We start from the raw sequence: 17747 nt of genomic DNA on the forward strand, positions 1-17747 counted from the left end.
TCATTCATGTTCGTGGCAACACATGTACGCCGAACCCGTCCAACATATCACTTAGCAAAGATAGCGGCAAGCCAACCACATTAAAGTAACATCCTTCAATGCGGTCGATCAGTGAAGCACCAATGCCCTGAATGGCATATGATCCTGCCTTATCTGAAGGCTCACCTGTCTGCACATAAGCACGGATGGTCGCATCCGACAGCTCTTTCATCGTTACATCGGTCTGGCGGTAATGAACTAACGACTGTCCATTGCCCGCATCAATACAAGCGACACCCGTGAACACCCGATGTACGCGGCCCTGCAGCCTTGATAACATACGTTCAGCATCCGCTTCGTCTAAGGGTTTGCCTAGAATCTCACCATCCAGAACAACAACGGTGTCACTACCAACAATAATGGCTTCCTGCTCGCGGCCTTCAAGCCCGCGATACACGGCAAGCGCCTTGCGCAAAGCAAGTTCCTGTACCGTCTGTTCAGGTGTCCACTCTGGTGGTGTATCTTCATTGGCATGACTTGGTATTACATCAAACGCTAGGTGGAGTGATGCGATCAGTTCTTTGCGCCGAGGCGATGTGGAGGCCAGAATAATAGGGCGCTGTTGTGTGTTATCCAAAATGAACGGCTCCTTATGCCACGGCAACATCCTGTCCGGATCACGATAATAGATGTCACTGGTTTAATTTTTTTCGTCATAACTCGTCATTCTCCTACAGTCTGCGATAAAGCCACACAGCGGCAATCATACCGATCAGACTCAGAAGGCTCATTTGAAATTGAAGTGAAATATCATAACTGATAATATCCAGATCAGCCTGTGGCGACCAACGTATGGTCGTGGCTTTCGTAAGAAAGGCTACTGCCTTTACAGGCTGCAGTGCCTTGGCGATCCACGCTCCGGCCATCCAGCCGAGCAGCAGAAACAGCAATAACATGCCGAAGTTTTTTTTCATCGGTAATCTTCCCTCGCCATTTTTTGACACCCACATTATTATACGGGGTTTTGTACGTCAATACAAACACAAATCCGGCAAGGGGAACTATTTCCAGTTCCTTGCCGGATGGGTATTTCCAAGCGTTGTTATGGGAAAGAGCATGTTACTGCTTTATCGCTTCGAGCCATTTTTTCTGCTGCAGTACATATTCCATCAGATCGGACTGCACGGACCACATGTGTACATCATCCGGGTTTTTGTTGTACTCCGCTATAGCCGTAATTGCACTGTTCATTGATTTCTCCATTCCACCAACAATAGGTTGTACATCTGCGGTCAAGCCAGGTGTAAGACTATTCAATCCCGTCAGCCATGACTCGTGCTTATTCTGAATCGCGGTCATCGTTTCTGTAGAGACTGCTGCCGGAGCAGACTGTCCCAGCTGCTGAATGGACAAAGTAGATAATTGTTCCACCAGTGCAGAACTGTTTGTGAAGAAAAGCTGCACATCCTCTTGTTTGCCACCGAATATAGCCGGGTTGATCTCAGGGTTCACAATCTCCTTGACATACAGTTCAACTCCCTGGGCTTTTAACCTGGAGCTAAGTAGCTTGGCCTCTTCACGATCAGCCGAAATGCCTGCATATACTCGATTGCCATCTTCAGGATCAGAACCTGCGGCTATACCTGCCTGAGCCAGTTCAAGCTTAGCCTGCTCAGCTCGTTCAGGAGAACTGAACACGCCGTATTGAAGTGCATAATACGTACTGCCAGTCGCCGCTGTCTGAAGCTGCTGCTCTGTACCTGCAGCCCCCTCCTGACCCGTCACAGTGGAAACTGCCTGATTGACGGGCAGAAGATCGCCTGGCTTCGCGGCTCCTTCTTTATTAAAAAATGAAAGAATAACCATACCAAAAAGTGCTCCGGTAACAAGTGCACCAGTGACAGAACCAATCATTTTCCAGCCCCTTGGAGGGCGATTGCGTTTATAGGAATAGTTCTCCGAATCTGCAAGCCAGTCGTGGCCCTGATCATCATGGGCATTGGACAGATCACGACGCTCTTCCTCCGGATTATCAGTGTGATTAACATAACCGTAACCGGAACGGTTCCCAAAATAATGGCCCTCATCCAAGTTCAAGTTCGAATCATGACTCACCCGCTCGTCAGGTTCAGGTACAGTAGAGCTTGTCAGCACCGTCTCTCCCCAGTCTCCGGGGATATCCTCAGGCGTCCATGATGGGGTTGTATCCATCTTAGGCGTTAGCGGTTGATTATGCGGTAATTCTTCACTTAACGTCACCAATGGACTGGACGCAGATATCCTCTTGTTTTCAGGCTTGTCCGACTCATGATCCCCGAAGCGAAACGTCATTCTAGCATTGCTCACCCGTACCCTCTCCTTTGTCCCATTTATATAAGCTATATGCAGAGACTGGAGAATACATTCCATATAACGCAAAAAACGCCTGCTTCGTATCGAAGACAGGCGATTTCTCAATTGATCTATTTCAAACCTTTGGCAAGTGTATCGCCGACTTTCCAAATATCACCTGCGCCCATCGTAATCACAAGATCTCCTGGCTGCAGACGATGTTGCAGATCAGCTACCACTTCTTCTTTTGTAGGAAGGTAACGTGCAGAAGCATTACTGTTTTGAACGATCAGTTCAACCAGTCGGGCTGAGGTTACCCCTTCGATCTGTTTTTCGCCCGCAGGAGAATAGATGTCCGTAATAAGCACCTCATCCGCTTCCGCGAAAGCACGACTGAACGCATCCAGCAGGAAGAATGTCCGCGTATAACGCTGTGGCTGGAATACCGCAATAATGCGTTTGCCCGTTGCTTTGGCCGCACTAATGGTAGCTTCAATCTCAGTCGGGTGATGAGCATAATCATCGATGATCAGCATATCGCGCGCCTCGCCCAATACCTGGAATCTGCGTTTGGCTCCGTGGAATTGGATGATGGCTGCTACAATCTTCTCAAATGGAATGCCCGCTTCCAAACAGGTAATCACAGTAGCCATTGCATTATAAACGTTATGCTTACCCGGCACTGATAATTCCACCGTGCCCATAGCAGCACCCTGATGATTCATCGTAAAGGAGATACGGCGATCGCCCAATACAATATCCGTTGCCGTATAATCTGCAGCACGATCAATACCATAGGTTGTAATCCGTGACTTGAGTTCTGGCAAAATCGCTTGAACATTCTCGTCGTCAGAACACACAATCGCTGTTCCTTCCGGACGAATCTGGCTCAGGAACTGCACATAAGCCCTTTTGAGCTCCTCAAAATCACTGTTGTAATTCTCCAGATGATCTGCCTCAATATTGGTTACAATACCGAGCCATGGATGGTACTGCAAAAACGAACCATCGCTCTCGTCCGCTTCAGCGACTACCCAGTCTCCTTGACCGGCCTTCGCGTTGGTACCCACATTCATGATTTCTCCGCCAATAATGTATGTCGGATCTGTATCACATTTATCCATAACAAGTGCAATCATGGATGAAGTGGTTGTTTTACCATGAGCCCCAGCTACAGCCACGCCTTTACGTTCGTTCAACAAACGTGCAAGCATCTGGGAACGATGCAGAATCGGAATGTTCAGCTCTGCAGCTGCTACCCGTTCCACATTATCAGCAGGCGCTGCCGTAGAGTAGACAACCAGATCTGCTCCAGTGACGTGCTCTGCCGTATGTCCGATATATATTTTCGCTCCCTTGGCTGCCAACTTCTCGGTCAACTCCTGTGAAGCGACATCCGATCCGGTAACGGTGTATCCCATTTCCAACATAACTCTTGCGATGGCACTCATGCCATATCCGCCAATCCCTATAAAATGAACGTGTTCCGATGTATTTAACAAAACTTTCACCAACCTTTTTCAGAATCGGTTTGATGCAAAAGGGCTGCCCGCACATCCGCAATCAGGTACAGTGTGCCGGAGACCACCCCCAGATCTTCCGCTTCCGTCCGTGACTTCAATAGATCAAGTGCCTTTGCCCATTCGGGCTCGACGATGATTTCCAGTTCCTGCTTCGCAATGGCGGGACGTACCCGTTCGACAATCTGCAGCAATTCGGCTGCATCCATTTTGCGTCGGAAATCTGGCTCGGTCAGGATCAGCGTATCCACTAGTGGCAGTATATGCTGCAAATACGCTTCGTGATGCTTATTTGCCAACATACCCATCATCAAAATTAACTTGTTGTGCGGATAGACATCCATAATGCTCTTGGCCAGTGACTCTGCCCCTTCCGGATTATGTGCTCCATCAAGCACAATTCGGGGTTCATCGACGACTTTTTCGAATCTTCCTGCCCAGAAAGCATTCTCCAGTCCAAGTACAATATCGTTGTCATCCAGCATAAATGCCATGTATTGTCTAAGCAATTCAAGCACCATAAGTGCGGCCGCTGCATTGTCACATTGATGTGAGCCCTGCATGCGTATGCGAACGTCCAGATCACGGAACGGGCCTGTAAAATGAAAAGATTGTCCGTTCTCATTGCTGTCCAGTCTATGATAAGAGAATTGATCTCCAGCCAAATACACGCTTGATTGAAGCTGCTGTGCTTTCTCCTGAATCACCTTCACAGCTTCGGGTTGAGTCGCGCAAGTCACAACGGGTACTCCCGGCTTGATAATACCTGCCTTTTCTCCAGCAATCTGCTCAATCGTATCTCCAAGTACATCCGTATGATCCATACCAATGTTGGTGATGACGGACACAACAGGTGCGACAATATTCGTTACGTCCATCCTTCCCCCTAGCCCCGTCTCCCATACCACAACGTCAGGGTAACACTCCTCTGCATAGTACAGAAGCGCCAGAGCCGTGGACACCTCAAACATCGTGGGTGATCCAAGCGGAGTGGAGGCCATTTCCATGACTAGTGGATGTAATCGGTTCGAGAGCTTAAGCAGGATTTCTTCAGGAATATCCTCACCGTTGTATTGAAAACGGTTTGTAAACTTGGTGATATAAGGCGACGTAAAGGTACCCACATCATATCCAGCCTGAAGAAGCACTGACGTCAAAAAAGCGCAAGTCGAACCTTTGCCGTTCGTTCCCGCGACATGAATAAATTTGAGACGTTGGTGTGGATTGCCTAACATGGACATCAGACTCTCGATTCGTTCCAATCCAGGTCGGATGCCAAAAGGAATAAGGCCATTGATCCAGTCCACGGCCTCGTTGTACGTAAGTAAAGGAGCTGCTGCATCTGTCCCGTCTAATTCCGTCATCTGATTCACCTTCGGTCCCGAGATTGAGTGAAAAAAGCGGCCGGATGGCATAATGGCTCTCCATCCGACCCACATATATTAACCTTTAAGTTCCTTGATTCGTGCAATCACTTTATCCCGTTTATCGGAATAATCTGCTTGCTTGGCGCGCTCTTCCTCAATAACTTTGGCAGGAGCTTTGGCTACAAAGCCTTGGTTCGCCAGCTTTTTCTCTACACGGAGAACTTCGCCCTCAAGGTTCTCCAACTCTTTCTCCAAACGTGCCACTTCCTGCTCGATATCAATAAGACCTGCGAGCGGCAAGTATAGTTCTGCCCCCGTAATGATCGCAGTCATTGCCTTATCCGGTGAGTTTAAATCCAGCCCACTATCGAACTCGGACGTATTACAGAAACGTTTGATGTAGTGACTGTTACGCTCAATGATGCTGGACGTCTCAGGACTGTTTGCTTTGACCATCAACTCGATCTTTTTGCTCATCGGCACGTTAACTTCTGCACGAATGTTTCGAACTGCACGAATGGTATCCATGAGCAGGTTCATCTCGGCAACAGCCTCTGGGTTCTCAAGAGCAGGATCATATACCGGCCATGATGCCAGCGTAATCGTCTCACCTTCATGCGGCAGATGCTGCCAGATCTCTTCCGAGATGTATGGCATAAACGGATGAATCAGGCGCATGGTCTGATCCAGCACATAAGCAAGCACGGATTGCGTTTTCTTCTTGGCAACCGGATCTTCCCCATAGAAGGACAGCTTAGCAAACTCGATGTACCAGTCACACAGGTCATCCCAGATAAAGTTATATAACACACGACCCGTTTCCCCAAATTCATACGCTTCGATTAGACGCGTAATATCGCGGGAAGTTTCGTTAAGACGGTGCAAAATCCAATAATCCGCTGTACCAAGCTCTCCGCTGATGTCACGTTCCTCATAGGTGAATCCTTCCAGATTCATCAATGCAAAGCGCGAAGCATTCCAGATCTTGTTGGCGAAATTACGAGCCTGTTCCACCCGTTCCCAACGGAAACGGAGATCCTGACCTGGCGTGCTGCTGGTTGAGATCATGTAACGCATTGCATCTGCGCCGTATTTCTCAATCACATCCAGCGGATCTACACCGTTGCCCAGTGATTTGGACATTTTGCGTCCATCTGCATCACGAACAAGACCATGCATCAGCACATCCTTGAACGGAATCTCATCGGTGAATTCCAATGCAGTGAAAATCATACGTGCAACCCAGAAATATATGATGTCATACCCTGTCACAAGTACACTTGTCGGATAATAACGTTTCAGGTCTTCCGTATCTTCCGGCCAGCCTAGTGTGGAGAATGGCCATAAGCCGGAGCTAAACCAAGTATCGAGTACGTCTTCGTCCTGTCTGAGCTTGCGCCCAGCATACTCTGGCAGCGTTGTTGGATCTTCAGCAGATACGATGATTTCACCCGTTTCTTCATCATACCAGGCAGGAATACGATGTCCCCACCACAGTTGACGGGAAATACACCAGTCACGAACGTTCTCGATCCAGTTCAGATAGGTTTTCTCAAAACGATCTGGAACAAAATTAACCCCTTCGCCGCTCTGTTGTTTCTTGATCGCTCTCTCTGCAAGTGGCTTCATCTCAACGAACCACTGTGTAGACAGATACGGCTCAACAACAGCTCCGGTACGTTCACTGTGTCCAACCTGATGCGTGTGATCCTCAATGTTGATCAATACGCCCTGCTCTTTCAAGTCAGCAACAATCTGCTTGCGGCAGTCACTGCGATCCAGTCCCTGATACTTGCCTGCCTCAGCATTCATAGTGCCGCTCTCATCCATTACCGTAATCTGAGGCAGATCATGACGAAGACCTACTTCAAAGTCATTTGGATCATGCGCAGGCGTGATTTTAACTGCACCACTTCCAAACTCTTTATCCACATAATCATCAGCGATAATTGGAATTTCGCGTCCAATGATAGGCAGTACAAGTACTTTACCAATCATATCTGCATAACGCTCATCCTTCGGATGAACAGCAACCGCTGTATCACCCAGCATCGTTTCAGGACGCGTTGTTGCCACTGTAACGTAGCCACTTCCGTCTTTGAGCGGGTACCGCAGATGGTACAGGTGACCCTGAACCTCTTTATATTCAACCTCAATGTCGGACAGAGCTGTCCGGTTCACCGGGTCCCAGTTAATGATACGTTTGCCTCGGTAAATAAGGCCTTTTTCATACAGTTGAACAAATACTTTACGAACCGCTTGGGACAGACCTTCATCCAGCGTAAAACGTTCACGTGAGTAATCAAGCGACAATCCCATTTTGCCCCATTGCTGACGAATGGTAGTGGCATATTGATCTTTCCAGTCCCATACCTTCTCCAGAAACTTCTCACGTCCCAGATCATAACGAGTCAGACCTTCTTCACGCAGCTTCTGCTCCACTTTGGTTTGGGTAGCAATACCTGCATGGTCGGAACCCGGAAGCCACAGTGCGTCATAACCTTGCATCCGTTTGGTGCGGATCAGAATATCCTGCAGTGTAAAATCAAGCGCATGCCCAATGTGCAGCATCCCGGTCACATTTGGGGGTGGAATTACAATCGTATACGGCTCGGCATCTTTACGTTGACCGGCTTTGAAATATCCACGTTCCATCCAGGTGGAGTACCATTTATCCTCTGCCGCCTTAGGATCGTAAGTGGTCGGCATTTCTGTTGCAGCTGATTTTTTTTCCTCAGACATATGTCATTCCTCCGTTACTTCATCATCTTCGCCAAAAAAACAAAAAAACCTTTCATCCATCAAAGGACGAAAGGTTAGCTTTCGCGGTACCACCTTTGTTTCACGCCTACAGCAAGATAGACTTCACCCTCTGTACATGACGTGACACTTCAAGCAGATAACGGCTGCTACCGGCCCATCCTACCTCAGTAATAAATGACGATAAATCTCATTCATCCCTTGTATTCAAACAGGCAACTCCCGGGCGACTTCGATCAGTTGGTTCCTGCGGAATCTCACAGCGCTGCAATTCCACTCTCTGAAAGGTCATACTGTCTACTACTCCCGTTCCACGTTGTTCTTCAAAAAACCTACACACATCATACCTTGCTCGTGCGCGATAGTCAACCTGACAACAGCGGATAAAGAGCGCTAGAATGCAGGTTTAGGACGAATTATGCAAAAACCCGCAATCCTCAAGGGGATCACGGGTCGTAACGAAGGCTTTAACTACGGATTAAGGGATGTACAATATCTGACCTTCTTCCACAACCTGCTCAGATAATCGGTTATACAACTGAAGTTCCCTCGTGCTCAATTGATATCGATCTGCAATGGCATCCAGTGTATCTTCTCGCTGAACAATGCACAGTTTCACCTTGCGGAATGGGGTCTGGTCCACGATCGTTCCCAGGAACAGGTTCTTCCATTCCACATCATCCGCTGGATACGTTTCTTCCTGTACTACACCCGCAGGAACCTCATCGCCTCGCTCCACTTCAGCATCGCGTGCCGCTCTACCGGAGGATAACAAGGAAGAGATACCTACGCCCTCTTCTTGCCGTGGTGCGGATTCTTTTTTGCTGCCAAAAGCAACCTTCAGCTCCGGCTTGTCTTCCGTCTCAGCCACAGGTTCAGGAACAAATGCTTCGTTCTGTACGAACTCGTCTACCCCAGTCGCTTCAAAAGACGGTCGATCTTCCTCAGCGTTGCCTGGTTCGGACGAAGCAAATACACCTTGCCAGTTCTCCGCCTGTGATTCAACCGGGACATCGGCAACTGCCTGATTCTCCTGCTGAGGTACAGATCTCGCTGATTCGAAGTGCCATACCTCTGGTGCGTCCGGTACATCCTGTGCTGCCAACTCATTAGATGATTGAGCAGTAGGCTCTGAGACTGCTTGATCTGCACTTCTCGAGTTCGCAGGCAATGCATCCACGGAAGGCTCGGACCAACCCGAAGACTCATCTTCCAGAGGCAACAATGGTTCCGACTCAGGGTAAGAAGCTAATCGATCTGCGGTCTCAGCCATAAATGACGAGATCGGAGAAGGTTCGCTGTATTGCTCATGAGATGCCAATTCATCTCCATTCGCTGTCAGAGATGCGGGATCTTCATTTGCATCAGGTTGTCTGTTTTCGTTAACGTACTCCGCACTTAGCTCCTCAGATTGAAGTGGCCCTGCGGATGACGCATTCGCATAATCCTGCTGCCATTCTTCGCTATTCCTTAATGTCTCTTCCCGTGTGGACAGGTCAGCGAATTCCGGAGCACCATATGCAAGTTCTGCTGCATTCGTAAGTCTCTCTTCCTCACTCCGCTGGAGCAGGTACTCTTGTGCAAATGTGTTGGGATCGCTACCTGCCTGTGCTGATTCATCGGAACGGTTGGATTGCTGAGCATCAGGTGAATGAACAACTGTAAACTCATCTGCTGACCACACTTGTGGCTCTTCAACAGGAAAACCTTCGATACCTCGTAGCGACAACACGCCTGTAATGTTCAGACTGCGATTGGATAACAGATCCACGTCAAAATTTTCGATCTCGATGGAAATATCCTCAATCGATCTGACCCGGTTCAGCGGCACTGTGATCTCCACGGGAATGAAATGTTTGAGCTCCTCTGAAGCCTCATTCTCTCCTCTGTACGCACCTGTAAGTAAAAGATGTCCTCTTAACGTGGCATGATCATCCTGCCCTATGACTTGAATGCGCGGGTATAGTTCAATCTCCTCCAGTTCCTCAATCGCAGGGACTCCCTCAGACAAATGAACGCGCTCATAAATATCGAACCGCAAACCATAAGGTTGATTCAACAAAGGTGGCGTCCTCCTTTCGGCATATGTTCACCATGATCCTTCTCATGGGACTGATCCATGGTCCAAATCCTTCGTTACCCCATCTATATGCCTTGAATGAGAGGAGCATGCCACCTTTTGAAAAACCTTGCTATATATGTTCAACTCATGGTTATTTACACTGTCACTCCAATGACAGAACAACCTTCCGATCACTGTTATCCCCAGATTTTTTTTGATTCCCTTCTTCAAAGGGAAAAACCGGGGATAGCTTATGCTTCCGAAGTAGCTTTCTTTCAGAAAGCTTTTAGGCGAACGCTTTACTTCTTCTGGTTGTTTCTGTCCTTTCCGTTTTCGTGTAAATAGTTAGTCGAACTTATATAGTGTACTAGTAAGACCCCTCTCGCTCTGCCAATTGTGTGAAGTCGGATGGCCAACGGTCGTTCACTTCAATCATCGCTCCGGTTAACGGATGACTAAACTTAAGCATCTCTCCATGAAGTGCTTGTCGCCCAATGGCATCCGCTCTACCACCATACAACGAATCACCAATGAGCGGGTGTCCCGCGTAACTCAGGTGTACACGAATTTGGTGTGTTCGTCCTGTATCCAGCTTTAATCGTACAAGGGTTGCTCTTTCCCACACTTCGACGGTCTCCACATGAGTAACAGCTTCCTGTCCACCTTCCGAGACACGTCTGCGCTGCTTGTGATGTCTATCCTTGCCAATCGGAGCATCAATTTTGTGGAGTTCAAGGGGAATTTGTCCACCTGCAATAGCTACATAATGGCGACCAATCTCTTTACGACGCATCGCTTCATCCAGTTTGGCGAGGGCAAAAGCATTTTTGGCATATAGGACAGGTCCCGTTGTATCCTCATCCAGTCGATGAACATGGCGTACGCTCGCCTGTATTCCGTTCATTTCATAATAAGAGGCAACCACATGATCCAGCGTGATCGCCTGATCGGTACGGCTTCCATCTGGATGCAGTTTCATGCCTGCAGGTTTGTGCATAACCAGACAGAAATCATCCTCATATAATACATCCACATCAGCCCAGCGTGGCTCAACATCGATTGGCTGGGACGCAAAAAGGGCCAGCCGAAGCCGGTCCCCTGCAAGTTGTATTCCTTGGTTTACTTTCAGCTGACGGAGCAGTTTCTCCGGAAACTGAAGCTCAGACAATAACCATTGCTCTGCAGCCATCGGTTTGTCCGAGCTGCCTGTTACGGCTTTCCCTGGCATCAGCTCAAGCCATTCCCCGCGGCGTTTCCAACTTTTGATTGTCATAGCGATTGAAGAGCTTTACGATTCGCCTCAATCGTATCGTCAATATCCTGCTCCGTGTGCACACCAGAGACAAACATACCTTCGTATTGCGAAGGCGCAACACTCACACCTTGATCAATCATGGCCGCAAAATAACGACGGAATTGATCCAGATTGCTTTCTTTGGCAATATCATAATTGGTTACTGGAACGGCACTGAAGAATGGACAAACCATGGAACCCACACGGTTAATGGTTATCGCAATACCCGTCTCAGCTGCATTTTTCTCGAATCCGGCTTGCAGACGTGCAGACAATGTCTCCAGACGGTCATAGACCTCTGGTGTTAACAATTTGAGCGTTGTATACCCTGCTGCCATAGCCAGCGGATTCCCGCTCAATGTACCTGCCTGATAGATTGGTCCTGTTGGAGCAATCTGTTCCATCAGATCCCGACGACCACCATAAGCGCCAACCGGGAGGCCGCCACCGATAACTTTACCCAGACAAGTCAGGTCAGGTGTAACCCCATACCGTCCCTGAGCACAGTTCAACCCTACGCGGAAACCGGTCATGACTTCGTCAAAAATAAGCAGGCTGCCATATTGGGTCGTCAAACTGCGCAGCCCTTCAAGGAAACCGGAAGCCGGAGGAACAACCCCCATGTTACCTGCCACAGGCTCCACAATAACAGCGGCCAGTTCTTCACCATAACGTTCAAAAGCAAGTCTCACGGACTCCAGATCGTTATAAGGCACCGTAATGGTATTCACAGCTACGCCTTCAGGCACGCCTGGACTATCTGGAAGACCCAGCGTTGCAACACCTGAGCCAGCCTTGATCAGCAAGCTGTCTGCATGTCCATGATATGATCCTTCAAACTTCAGAATTTTACTGCGTCCGGTTACCCCGCGTGCCAGTCGAATGGCACTCATCGTTGCTTCAGTTCCAGAATTAACCATCCGCACGATATCGATAGAAGGTACACGCTCACAGACCAGTTTTGCCATCTCGGTCTCCAGCAAGGTAGGCGCACCAAAGCTTGTTCCTTTGAGGGCTGTCTCACGCAAAGCTTCTACAACGTCAGGGTGTGCATGTCCCATAATGAGTGGGCCCCAGGATCCCACATAGTCAATAAAAACATTGCCATCAATATCGTAGATTTTGGACCCTTCACCACGTTCTGCATAGATCGGAGTAAGTCCCACCGATTTGAATGCGCGTACAGGGCTGTTCACACCCCCGGGTATGTACTGCTTCGCTTCCTCAAACGCGCTGCGTGAGCGCTCATCATTGCGACGATTACCTTGTTGTGCAGTCATGAATATCCTCCTCAATGTAATTTATTTTATTTCTCAGCCAACCAGCGTGAAGCGTCTTTTCCGTAGTAGGTAATGATCATATCTGCACCTGCGCGTTTCATGCTGAGCAGGATTTCCATGGCAACTTTTTTCTCATCGATCCAGCCTTGAATCGCCGCCGCCTTCACCATGGCATACTCGCCACTTACATTATAGGCAACAAGCGGAAGATCAAATTGATCCTTAATCGTACGCATGACATCAAGATAGGACAGCGAAGGTTTAACCATTAGCATATCCGCTCCTTCGAGCACATCCGTCTCTGCTTCACGCAAGGCTTCACGCGCGTTCGCCGGGTCCATCTGATATGACTTGCGGTCTCCGAATTGTGGTGTGGAATCCGCAGCTTCACGGAATGGACCATAGAACGCGGATGCATATTTAACAGAGTAAGACATAATCGGAATGTGACTGAATCCATTCTCATCCAGCCCCGCGCGGATCGCTTGTACAAATCCATCCATCATGTTGGATGGTGCAATAATGTCCGCTCCTGCTTTGGCTTGAGACACTGCCGTTTGCACGAGTAGATCCAGTGATTCGTCATTTAACACATCTCCGCAGATGTGACCGTCAATCTCCACGGTGTGTACCATACCGCAGTGACCGTGATCCGTGAATTCACACAGACAAGTATCCGCAACAACCAGCAGTTCCGGGTACCAGGATTTGATCAATCTCGTCGCTTCCTGCACAATGCCATCTTCAGCAAAGCCAGATGAACCCACACTGTCCTTAGTCTCGGGAATACCAAACAATAACACGGCTGGAATTCCCAGCTCGGCAATTTCCGTTACTTCCTCCTGAAGACGATCCAGCGAGAAGCGGAATACGCCAGGCATGGATTTAATTTCAGATTTTACATTTTCTCCATACGTAACATAGATTGGTTGAATAAAATCATCCACGGTTAGATGGGTCTCTCTGACCATATTGCGAATACCTGTGGATTGACGTAAACGGCGATGCCGTACAATTGGAAAACTCATACGTGTAAAACCTCCCTGAAAGTTAAATAGAGCAAAAAGGGAAGCGCGCTGGTATCCTATCGAATTCAGCACGCTTCATATGTTGACATGATTACATGTGTATTAATTTCGAAGAGCGCCTTCTTTGGTGCCTGTCCGTTTCCAGTCGCATAGCACTGTGATCAAGCTATCCATCGTTGCTTCCTCTGCCATCAGTGTAACCTTTAGTCCAGCGGCTTCTGCCGTTTTCGCTGTAACAGGCCCGATACACGCAACCTCCACATCTTTCAATAAAGGCAGTGGGTCTTGCAACCCCATACGTTTCAACATACTCATGAAGTTGGTAACCGTCGATGAACTTGTAAAGGTCACCGCATGAATTCCACCTTCTTCAAGTAGCTTGAGCAGTTCGTCATCATCCTCACCAGCAAGGATCGTATCGTAGGTGATGGCTTCGGTTACCTGAAGTCCTCGTTCTCTCAACTGATCACGTAACCACGTACGTGCCAGATCACCGTGCGGAAGCAATACTCTCTGACCTTCCTTCAATTCGCTTTCAAAAGCCTCAAGCATGCCTTCGGCCTGGAAAGGACCTTTGACAACTTCAGCTACGATGCCATGTTTGCGCAAAGCGTCCGCTGTGGAAGGTCCTACGGCAGTAATTCTCGCTTGATGAACCGAGCGAATATCCTTGCCTTCCTGTTCCAGATGGCGGAAGAAAAACTCCACGCCGTTCACACTTGTGAAAAACACCCAGTCATAGGTATTTAAAGCACTGAAGGCGTCTTTGACACTTTGCTTGGCAGATTCACTGGATGGCATGACCGTCTCAATAACCGGAAACTCATACGGTTCGCCGCCGAGTTCCTCAATGCGATTCACCAGTTCACTCGCCTGACTGCGAGCACGGGTTACCAGAATTCGTTTGCCAAATAGCGGCAGCGCTTCTGCCCATTTCAATTGTTCCCGCTGATTGACGACATCTCCCACCACAATAACAGCTGGTGGTTGGAAATTGGCTGCGATCACTTTCGCTTCTATATCTTCAAGGGTACCTGTAAGGGTATCCTGTTCCGCTCGTGTTCCCCAACGAATCAGAGCTACCGGTGTTTGCGCTGGACGACCATGACGAATCAATTGTTCGCTGATATATCCAATTTTGGCAACCCCCATCATAAATACAAGTGTGCCCGTTGCATTCGTCACTTTATCCCAATGGATACTGCGATCAAGCTTGTCCGGACTCTCGTGCCCCGTAATAATAGAGATGGAAGATGCATAGTCACGGTGAGTCACAGGAATTCCAGCATACGCAGGTACACTTATTGCAGCGGTAACCCCAGGTACAATCTCAAACGGAATTCCGTTTTTGTGCAGCAAACCCGCCTCTTCGCCCACACGTCCAAAGATAGTTGGATCGCCGCCCTTAAGCCGAACCACAACCTTGCCTTCAAGAGCCAGATCAACCAACAGTTGATTGATCTCTTCCTGTTTCATCGTATGCCGATCCGGGCGCTTGCCCACGTAAATCTTGACTGCGCCGGGTTTCATTTGTTTCAACAATCTCGGACTTGCCAAACGATCATAGACTACAGCATCGGCTTTCCCGATGGATTCCCACCCTTTTACCGTAATCAGCTTTGCATCCCCAGGACCTGCCCCTACCAAAAAGACCTTTCCCACCATGTCTTCATCCCCTAACTTCTGCCAGTATCTGCTCTGCTCCCCGTTCGATCAATCTCCACGCCACTTCTTCACCCAGACGAACCGGGTCCTTGCCGATCATAGCTTCCTTAAGAATCAGTCCACCATCCGGCGTGCCGACCATACCTGTTAATTGTAACGTGTTTTCACCATTCAGGGAATCTGCATCTTGCTGAGGCACCCACACCGCATGAGCACCGATCGGAACCTGACAGCCCCCATTCAATACACTGAGAAAACGGCGTTCCGCCTGTACAGGAAATGCTGTCTCGGGATCGTTATACAGCTGTAGCAAGTGCAATAGTTCCTCATCGTCTTCACGACATTCGATACCAAGCGCGCCTTGACCCACTGCCGGAAGGCAAGCTGTTTCCGTCAGGTACTCTGTGATCCGGTCTTCCCAGCCCATACGGTACAATCCTGCAGCTGCCAGAATAATCGCATCGAATCCTTCGGTCTCCAGCTTCCGCAAACGGGAATCAATATTGCCGCGAATCGATTCCAATTGCAAATCTGGACGATAGGCCTTTAATTGACTCGACCGGCGCAGACTGCTTGTTCCGACTCTAGCTCCTTCTGGCAGTTGATCCAGAGTAAGTCCACCATTGGAGATCAGCGCATCCCGTGGATCTGCACGACGAGGAATAGCACCATTGATTAATCCTTCGGGTAACTCGGAAGGCATATCTTTCATGCTATGCACAGCCATATCAATCGTACGATCAAGCATCGCCTGTTCAATCTCTTTGACAAACAGACCTTTGCCGCCCACTTTTGACAACGTTACATCCAGAATGAGATCTCCCTTGGTAACAATCTTATGTACTTCAAAGTCAAAAGCTAATCCTTCCCGCTCACAAATATCGCGTAAATCCTGAATGACATGGCCTGTCTGGGTTAGCGCAAGCGCGCTCTGTCTACTTCCAACTTTAATTGTACGCATATCTACACATCCTCCTCATTACGGGATATCCAGTCCCCGATTTCTTCTTCGGTCCACCACCGAAAATGGCCTGTACGAATATCTTCTAATATGTGCATTTCAGTTAATTGCCGAAGCAACGTACTTCTGAGACTTGAAGAAGATACGCGTGACTTCACCTCAGTCCTCATCTGGTGCAAAAACTCAAGGTACGTCTCATACTCATCACCGAACTGTCGTTCGAGTGTGGCACGTATCTCCGCAGCTGCTGCCGGTCCCGCTCCTGCTGTGGATATGGCTATACTTAATCTCCCACGCCTTACCACGCTTGGTGTAATAAAGCTGCTGTGCTCCGAAGACATCGCGTTATTCACCAGTATGCCCGCAGCCTCAGCATCCCGAACCACAGTTGAATTGACCTCTGAACGGTCAGTCGCTGCATATACGAGAAAGGCCCCCCGCAAATCTCCATTGCGGTAGGACCGGTCTATCCATTGAATTCGGGATTCATGATGCAGTTGTTTTAATACGGGAGTAAGCTCCGGACTAATGACCGTAATCTGTGCCTCAGCATGCAACAATCCCTTAATTTTACGTTCGGCAACACGTCCACCACCAACCACGCAGCACTTTTTGCCTGAAGTATACACAAATATCGGCGTGTAACGGTCCATCCCCTTCACTCTCCCGTCCAACGATGAAACGCTGAATACGCATTGGATAAAAAACTTATAATGACAAATCCGTACCCAATCAGTGTCCATCTTGCCATGATAATTGTAGAGAACTGTTTCCTTCTCTTGGATACGAAGTACCCCACATAGATGGCTATAGCAAGACCTGTCGCAATAACTTTGAGATCCAAGAGTAGAATCCAGCGTCTTTCAGCCACAATGGATAATACGGCAAGCATCACAGAAACGCCAAGGAGCGGTGTACCTATGAAATTAGCACCATCCATGTATTTGCCGATCACTTCCAGGCTTGGCATCCGTCGCATCGTATCATTCCACTTTTTTTTCTTCAACTTACGGTGCAGGAACAGATATAACATGGCAAATACCGTAGCAACGGTTAACGCCGCAAAACCAAGATTCGCCAAGGTAATATGCATAATGAGTAATCCATGTACCGTTTGCCAGTTATGCAGTGATATCTCTCCGGCCGTAAACCACAGTCGGTTTAATACCGTAACGGAAAAACCTACAACATTCAGCAACAAAATCACAAATTCGGAACGCTGGATGCGAGTCATGACGAGAGACATCAGCACAATACTGAATGAAAATATAAACAAAAAATCAAAGGTGGTATAGATGGGGAAATGGCCTTCAGTCCACATGCGCAATATGACATGCGTTACCTGCAGTCCCCAAACAACGACAAGAAACCCTGTGCCTGTCCGCTTCGCCCCCGCATTGCGTCGAATGCAGTCCGAGAAATAGAACAGTAGGCTCAGGGCATACATATAGATTAGAGCTTCATAAACTTGTTCAGCAAGGGTCAAGCTGCCCACCCGCC

At 48.5% G+C, this 17747-nt stretch carries 14 protein-coding genes and 1 other annotated feature; all 14 genes read right to left on the minus strand.

Going from position 1 to position 17747, the window contains the following annotated elements:
* Nucleotides 1-4 precede the first annotated feature (4 nt).
* A complete protein-coding gene (locus NST38_RS24095; RefSeq protein WP_036673538.1) occupies nucleotides 5-616 on the minus strand; it encodes a Maf family protein in 612 nt (203 codons plus the stop codon).
* A 94-nt stretch (nucleotides 617-710) separates the two neighbouring features.
* Nucleotides 711-953: a DUF4321 domain-containing protein gene (locus tag NST38_RS24100; protein ID WP_047841183.1), complete on the minus strand. Its 243-nt coding sequence runs from the start codon at nucleotides 951-953 to the stop codon at nucleotides 711-713.
* A 145-nt stretch (nucleotides 954-1098) separates the two neighbouring features.
* Entirely contained in the window at nucleotides 1099-2325 is a 1227-nt protein-coding gene (locus NST38_RS24105) for an SPOR domain-containing protein (protein ID WP_076253324.1), read from the minus strand.
* Between the two features lie 116 nt (nucleotides 2326-2441).
* Nucleotides 2442-3761: a UDP-N-acetylmuramate--L-alanine ligase gene (gene murC / locus NST38_RS24110; RefSeq protein WP_047841184.1), complete on the minus strand. Its 1320-nt coding sequence runs from the start codon at nucleotides 3759-3761 to the stop codon at nucleotides 2442-2444.
* Nucleotides 3762-3817: 56 nt separating this feature from the next.
* Nucleotides 3818-5194, minus strand: a complete 1377-nt coding sequence (locus tag NST38_RS24115; RefSeq protein WP_076253344.1) for a bifunctional folylpolyglutamate synthase/dihydrofolate synthase — start codon at nucleotides 5192-5194, stop codon at nucleotides 3818-3820.
* A gap of 78 nt (nucleotides 5195-5272) precedes the next feature.
* Nucleotides 5273-7939, minus strand: a complete 2667-nt coding sequence (locus NST38_RS24120; RefSeq protein ID WP_076253323.1) for a valine--tRNA ligase — start codon at nucleotides 7937-7939, stop codon at nucleotides 5273-5275.
* 59 nt (nucleotides 7940-7998) lie between these two features.
* Nucleotides 7999-8280: a binding site (T-box leader), on the minus strand.
* 155 nt (nucleotides 8281-8435) lie between these two features.
* On the minus strand, nucleotides 8436-10019 hold the full coding sequence (locus NST38_RS24125) for a LysM peptidoglycan-binding domain-containing protein (RefSeq protein ID WP_076253322.1): 1584 nt from the start codon (nucleotides 10017-10019) through the stop codon (nucleotides 8436-8438).
* A 367-nt stretch (nucleotides 10020-10386) separates the two neighbouring features.
* Complete coding sequence (locus NST38_RS24130; protein ID WP_076253320.1) at nucleotides 10387-11292, minus strand: RluA family pseudouridine synthase; 906 nt, start codon at nucleotides 11290-11292, stop codon at nucleotides 10387-10389.
* On the minus strand, nucleotides 11289-12593 hold the full coding sequence (hemL, locus tag NST38_RS24135; RefSeq protein WP_036605898.1) for a glutamate-1-semialdehyde 2,1-aminomutase: 1305 nt from the start codon (nucleotides 12591-12593) through the stop codon (nucleotides 11289-11291). The genes NST38_RS24130 and hemL overlap by 4 nt, the downstream gene beginning before the upstream one ends.
* A gap of 26 nt (nucleotides 12594-12619) precedes the next feature.
* Nucleotides 12620-13621 carry a porphobilinogen synthase gene (hemB, locus tag NST38_RS24140; protein WP_017692601.1) on the minus strand — a complete coding sequence of 334 codons (1002 nt, stop codon included), beginning with the start codon at nucleotides 13619-13621 and terminating at the stop codon, nucleotides 12620-12622.
* A 102-nt stretch (nucleotides 13622-13723) separates the two neighbouring features.
* Entirely contained in the window at nucleotides 13724-15286 is a 1563-nt protein-coding gene (gene cobA, locus NST38_RS24145; RefSeq protein WP_076253319.1) for a uroporphyrinogen-III C-methyltransferase, read from the minus strand.
* 4 nt (nucleotides 15287-15290) lie between these two features.
* A complete protein-coding gene (hemC, locus tag NST38_RS24150) occupies nucleotides 15291-16247 on the minus strand; it encodes a hydroxymethylbilane synthase (RefSeq protein ID WP_036605896.1) in 957 nt (318 codons plus the stop codon).
* Between the two features lie 2 nt (nucleotides 16248-16249).
* The gene (locus NST38_RS24155; protein WP_076253318.1) at nucleotides 16250-16900 is read right to left on the minus strand and encodes a precorrin-2 dehydrogenase/sirohydrochlorin ferrochelatase family protein; all 651 of its coding nucleotides are present in this window, start codon (nucleotides 16898-16900) and stop codon (nucleotides 16250-16252) included.
* A gap of 5 nt (nucleotides 16901-16905) precedes the next feature.
* Entirely contained in the window at nucleotides 16906-17733 is an 828-nt protein-coding gene (ccsA, locus tag NST38_RS24160; RefSeq protein WP_036605894.1) for a cytochrome c biogenesis protein CcsA, read from the minus strand.
* Nucleotides 17734-17747: the final 14 nt, after the last annotated feature.

This window comes from Paenibacillus sp. FSL H8-0104 (assembly GCF_038050215.1).
GTDB classification, from domain to species: domain Bacteria; phylum Bacillota; class Bacilli; order Paenibacillales; family Paenibacillaceae; genus Paenibacillus; species Paenibacillus amylolyticus.

Excerpts from the sequence above, each read along its gene's own strand:
- NST38_RS24100 (WP_047841183.1), bottom strand. The coding sequence starts at position 953 with ATGAAAAAAAACTTCGGCATGTTATTGCTGTTTCTGCTGCTCGGCTGG.
- murC (WP_047841184.1), bottom strand. The coding sequence starts at position 3,761 with ATGAGTGCCATCGCAAGAGTTATGTTGGAAATGGGATACACCGTTACC.
- NST38_RS24115 (WP_076253344.1), bottom strand. The coding sequence starts at position 5,194 with ATGACGGAATTAGACGGGACAGATGCAGCAGCTCCTTTACTTACGTAC.
- NST38_RS24120 (WP_076253323.1), bottom strand. The coding sequence starts at position 7,939 with ATGTCTGAGGAAAAAAAATCAGCTGCAACAGAAATGCCGACCACTTAC.
- NST38_RS24130 (WP_076253320.1), bottom strand. The coding sequence starts at position 11,292 with ATGACAATCAAAAGTTGGAAACGCCGCGGGGAATGGCTTGAGCTGATG.
- hemL (WP_036605898.1), bottom strand. The coding sequence starts at position 12,593 with ATGACTGCACAACAAGGTAATCGTCGCAATGATGAGCGCTCACGCAGC.
- hemB (WP_017692601.1), bottom strand. The coding sequence starts at position 13,621 with ATGAGTTTTCCAATTGTACGGCATCGCCGTTTACGTCAATCCACAGGT.
- cobA (WP_076253319.1), bottom strand. The coding sequence starts at position 15,286 with ATGGTGGGAAAGGTCTTTTTGGTAGGGGCAGGTCCTGGGGATGCAAAG.
- hemC (WP_036605896.1), bottom strand. The coding sequence starts at position 16,247 with ATGCGTACAATTAAAGTTGGAAGTAGACAGAGCGCGCTTGCGCTAACC.
- NST38_RS24155 (WP_076253318.1), bottom strand. The coding sequence starts at position 16,900 with ATGGACCGTTACACGCCGATATTTGTGTATACTTCAGGCAAAAAGTGC.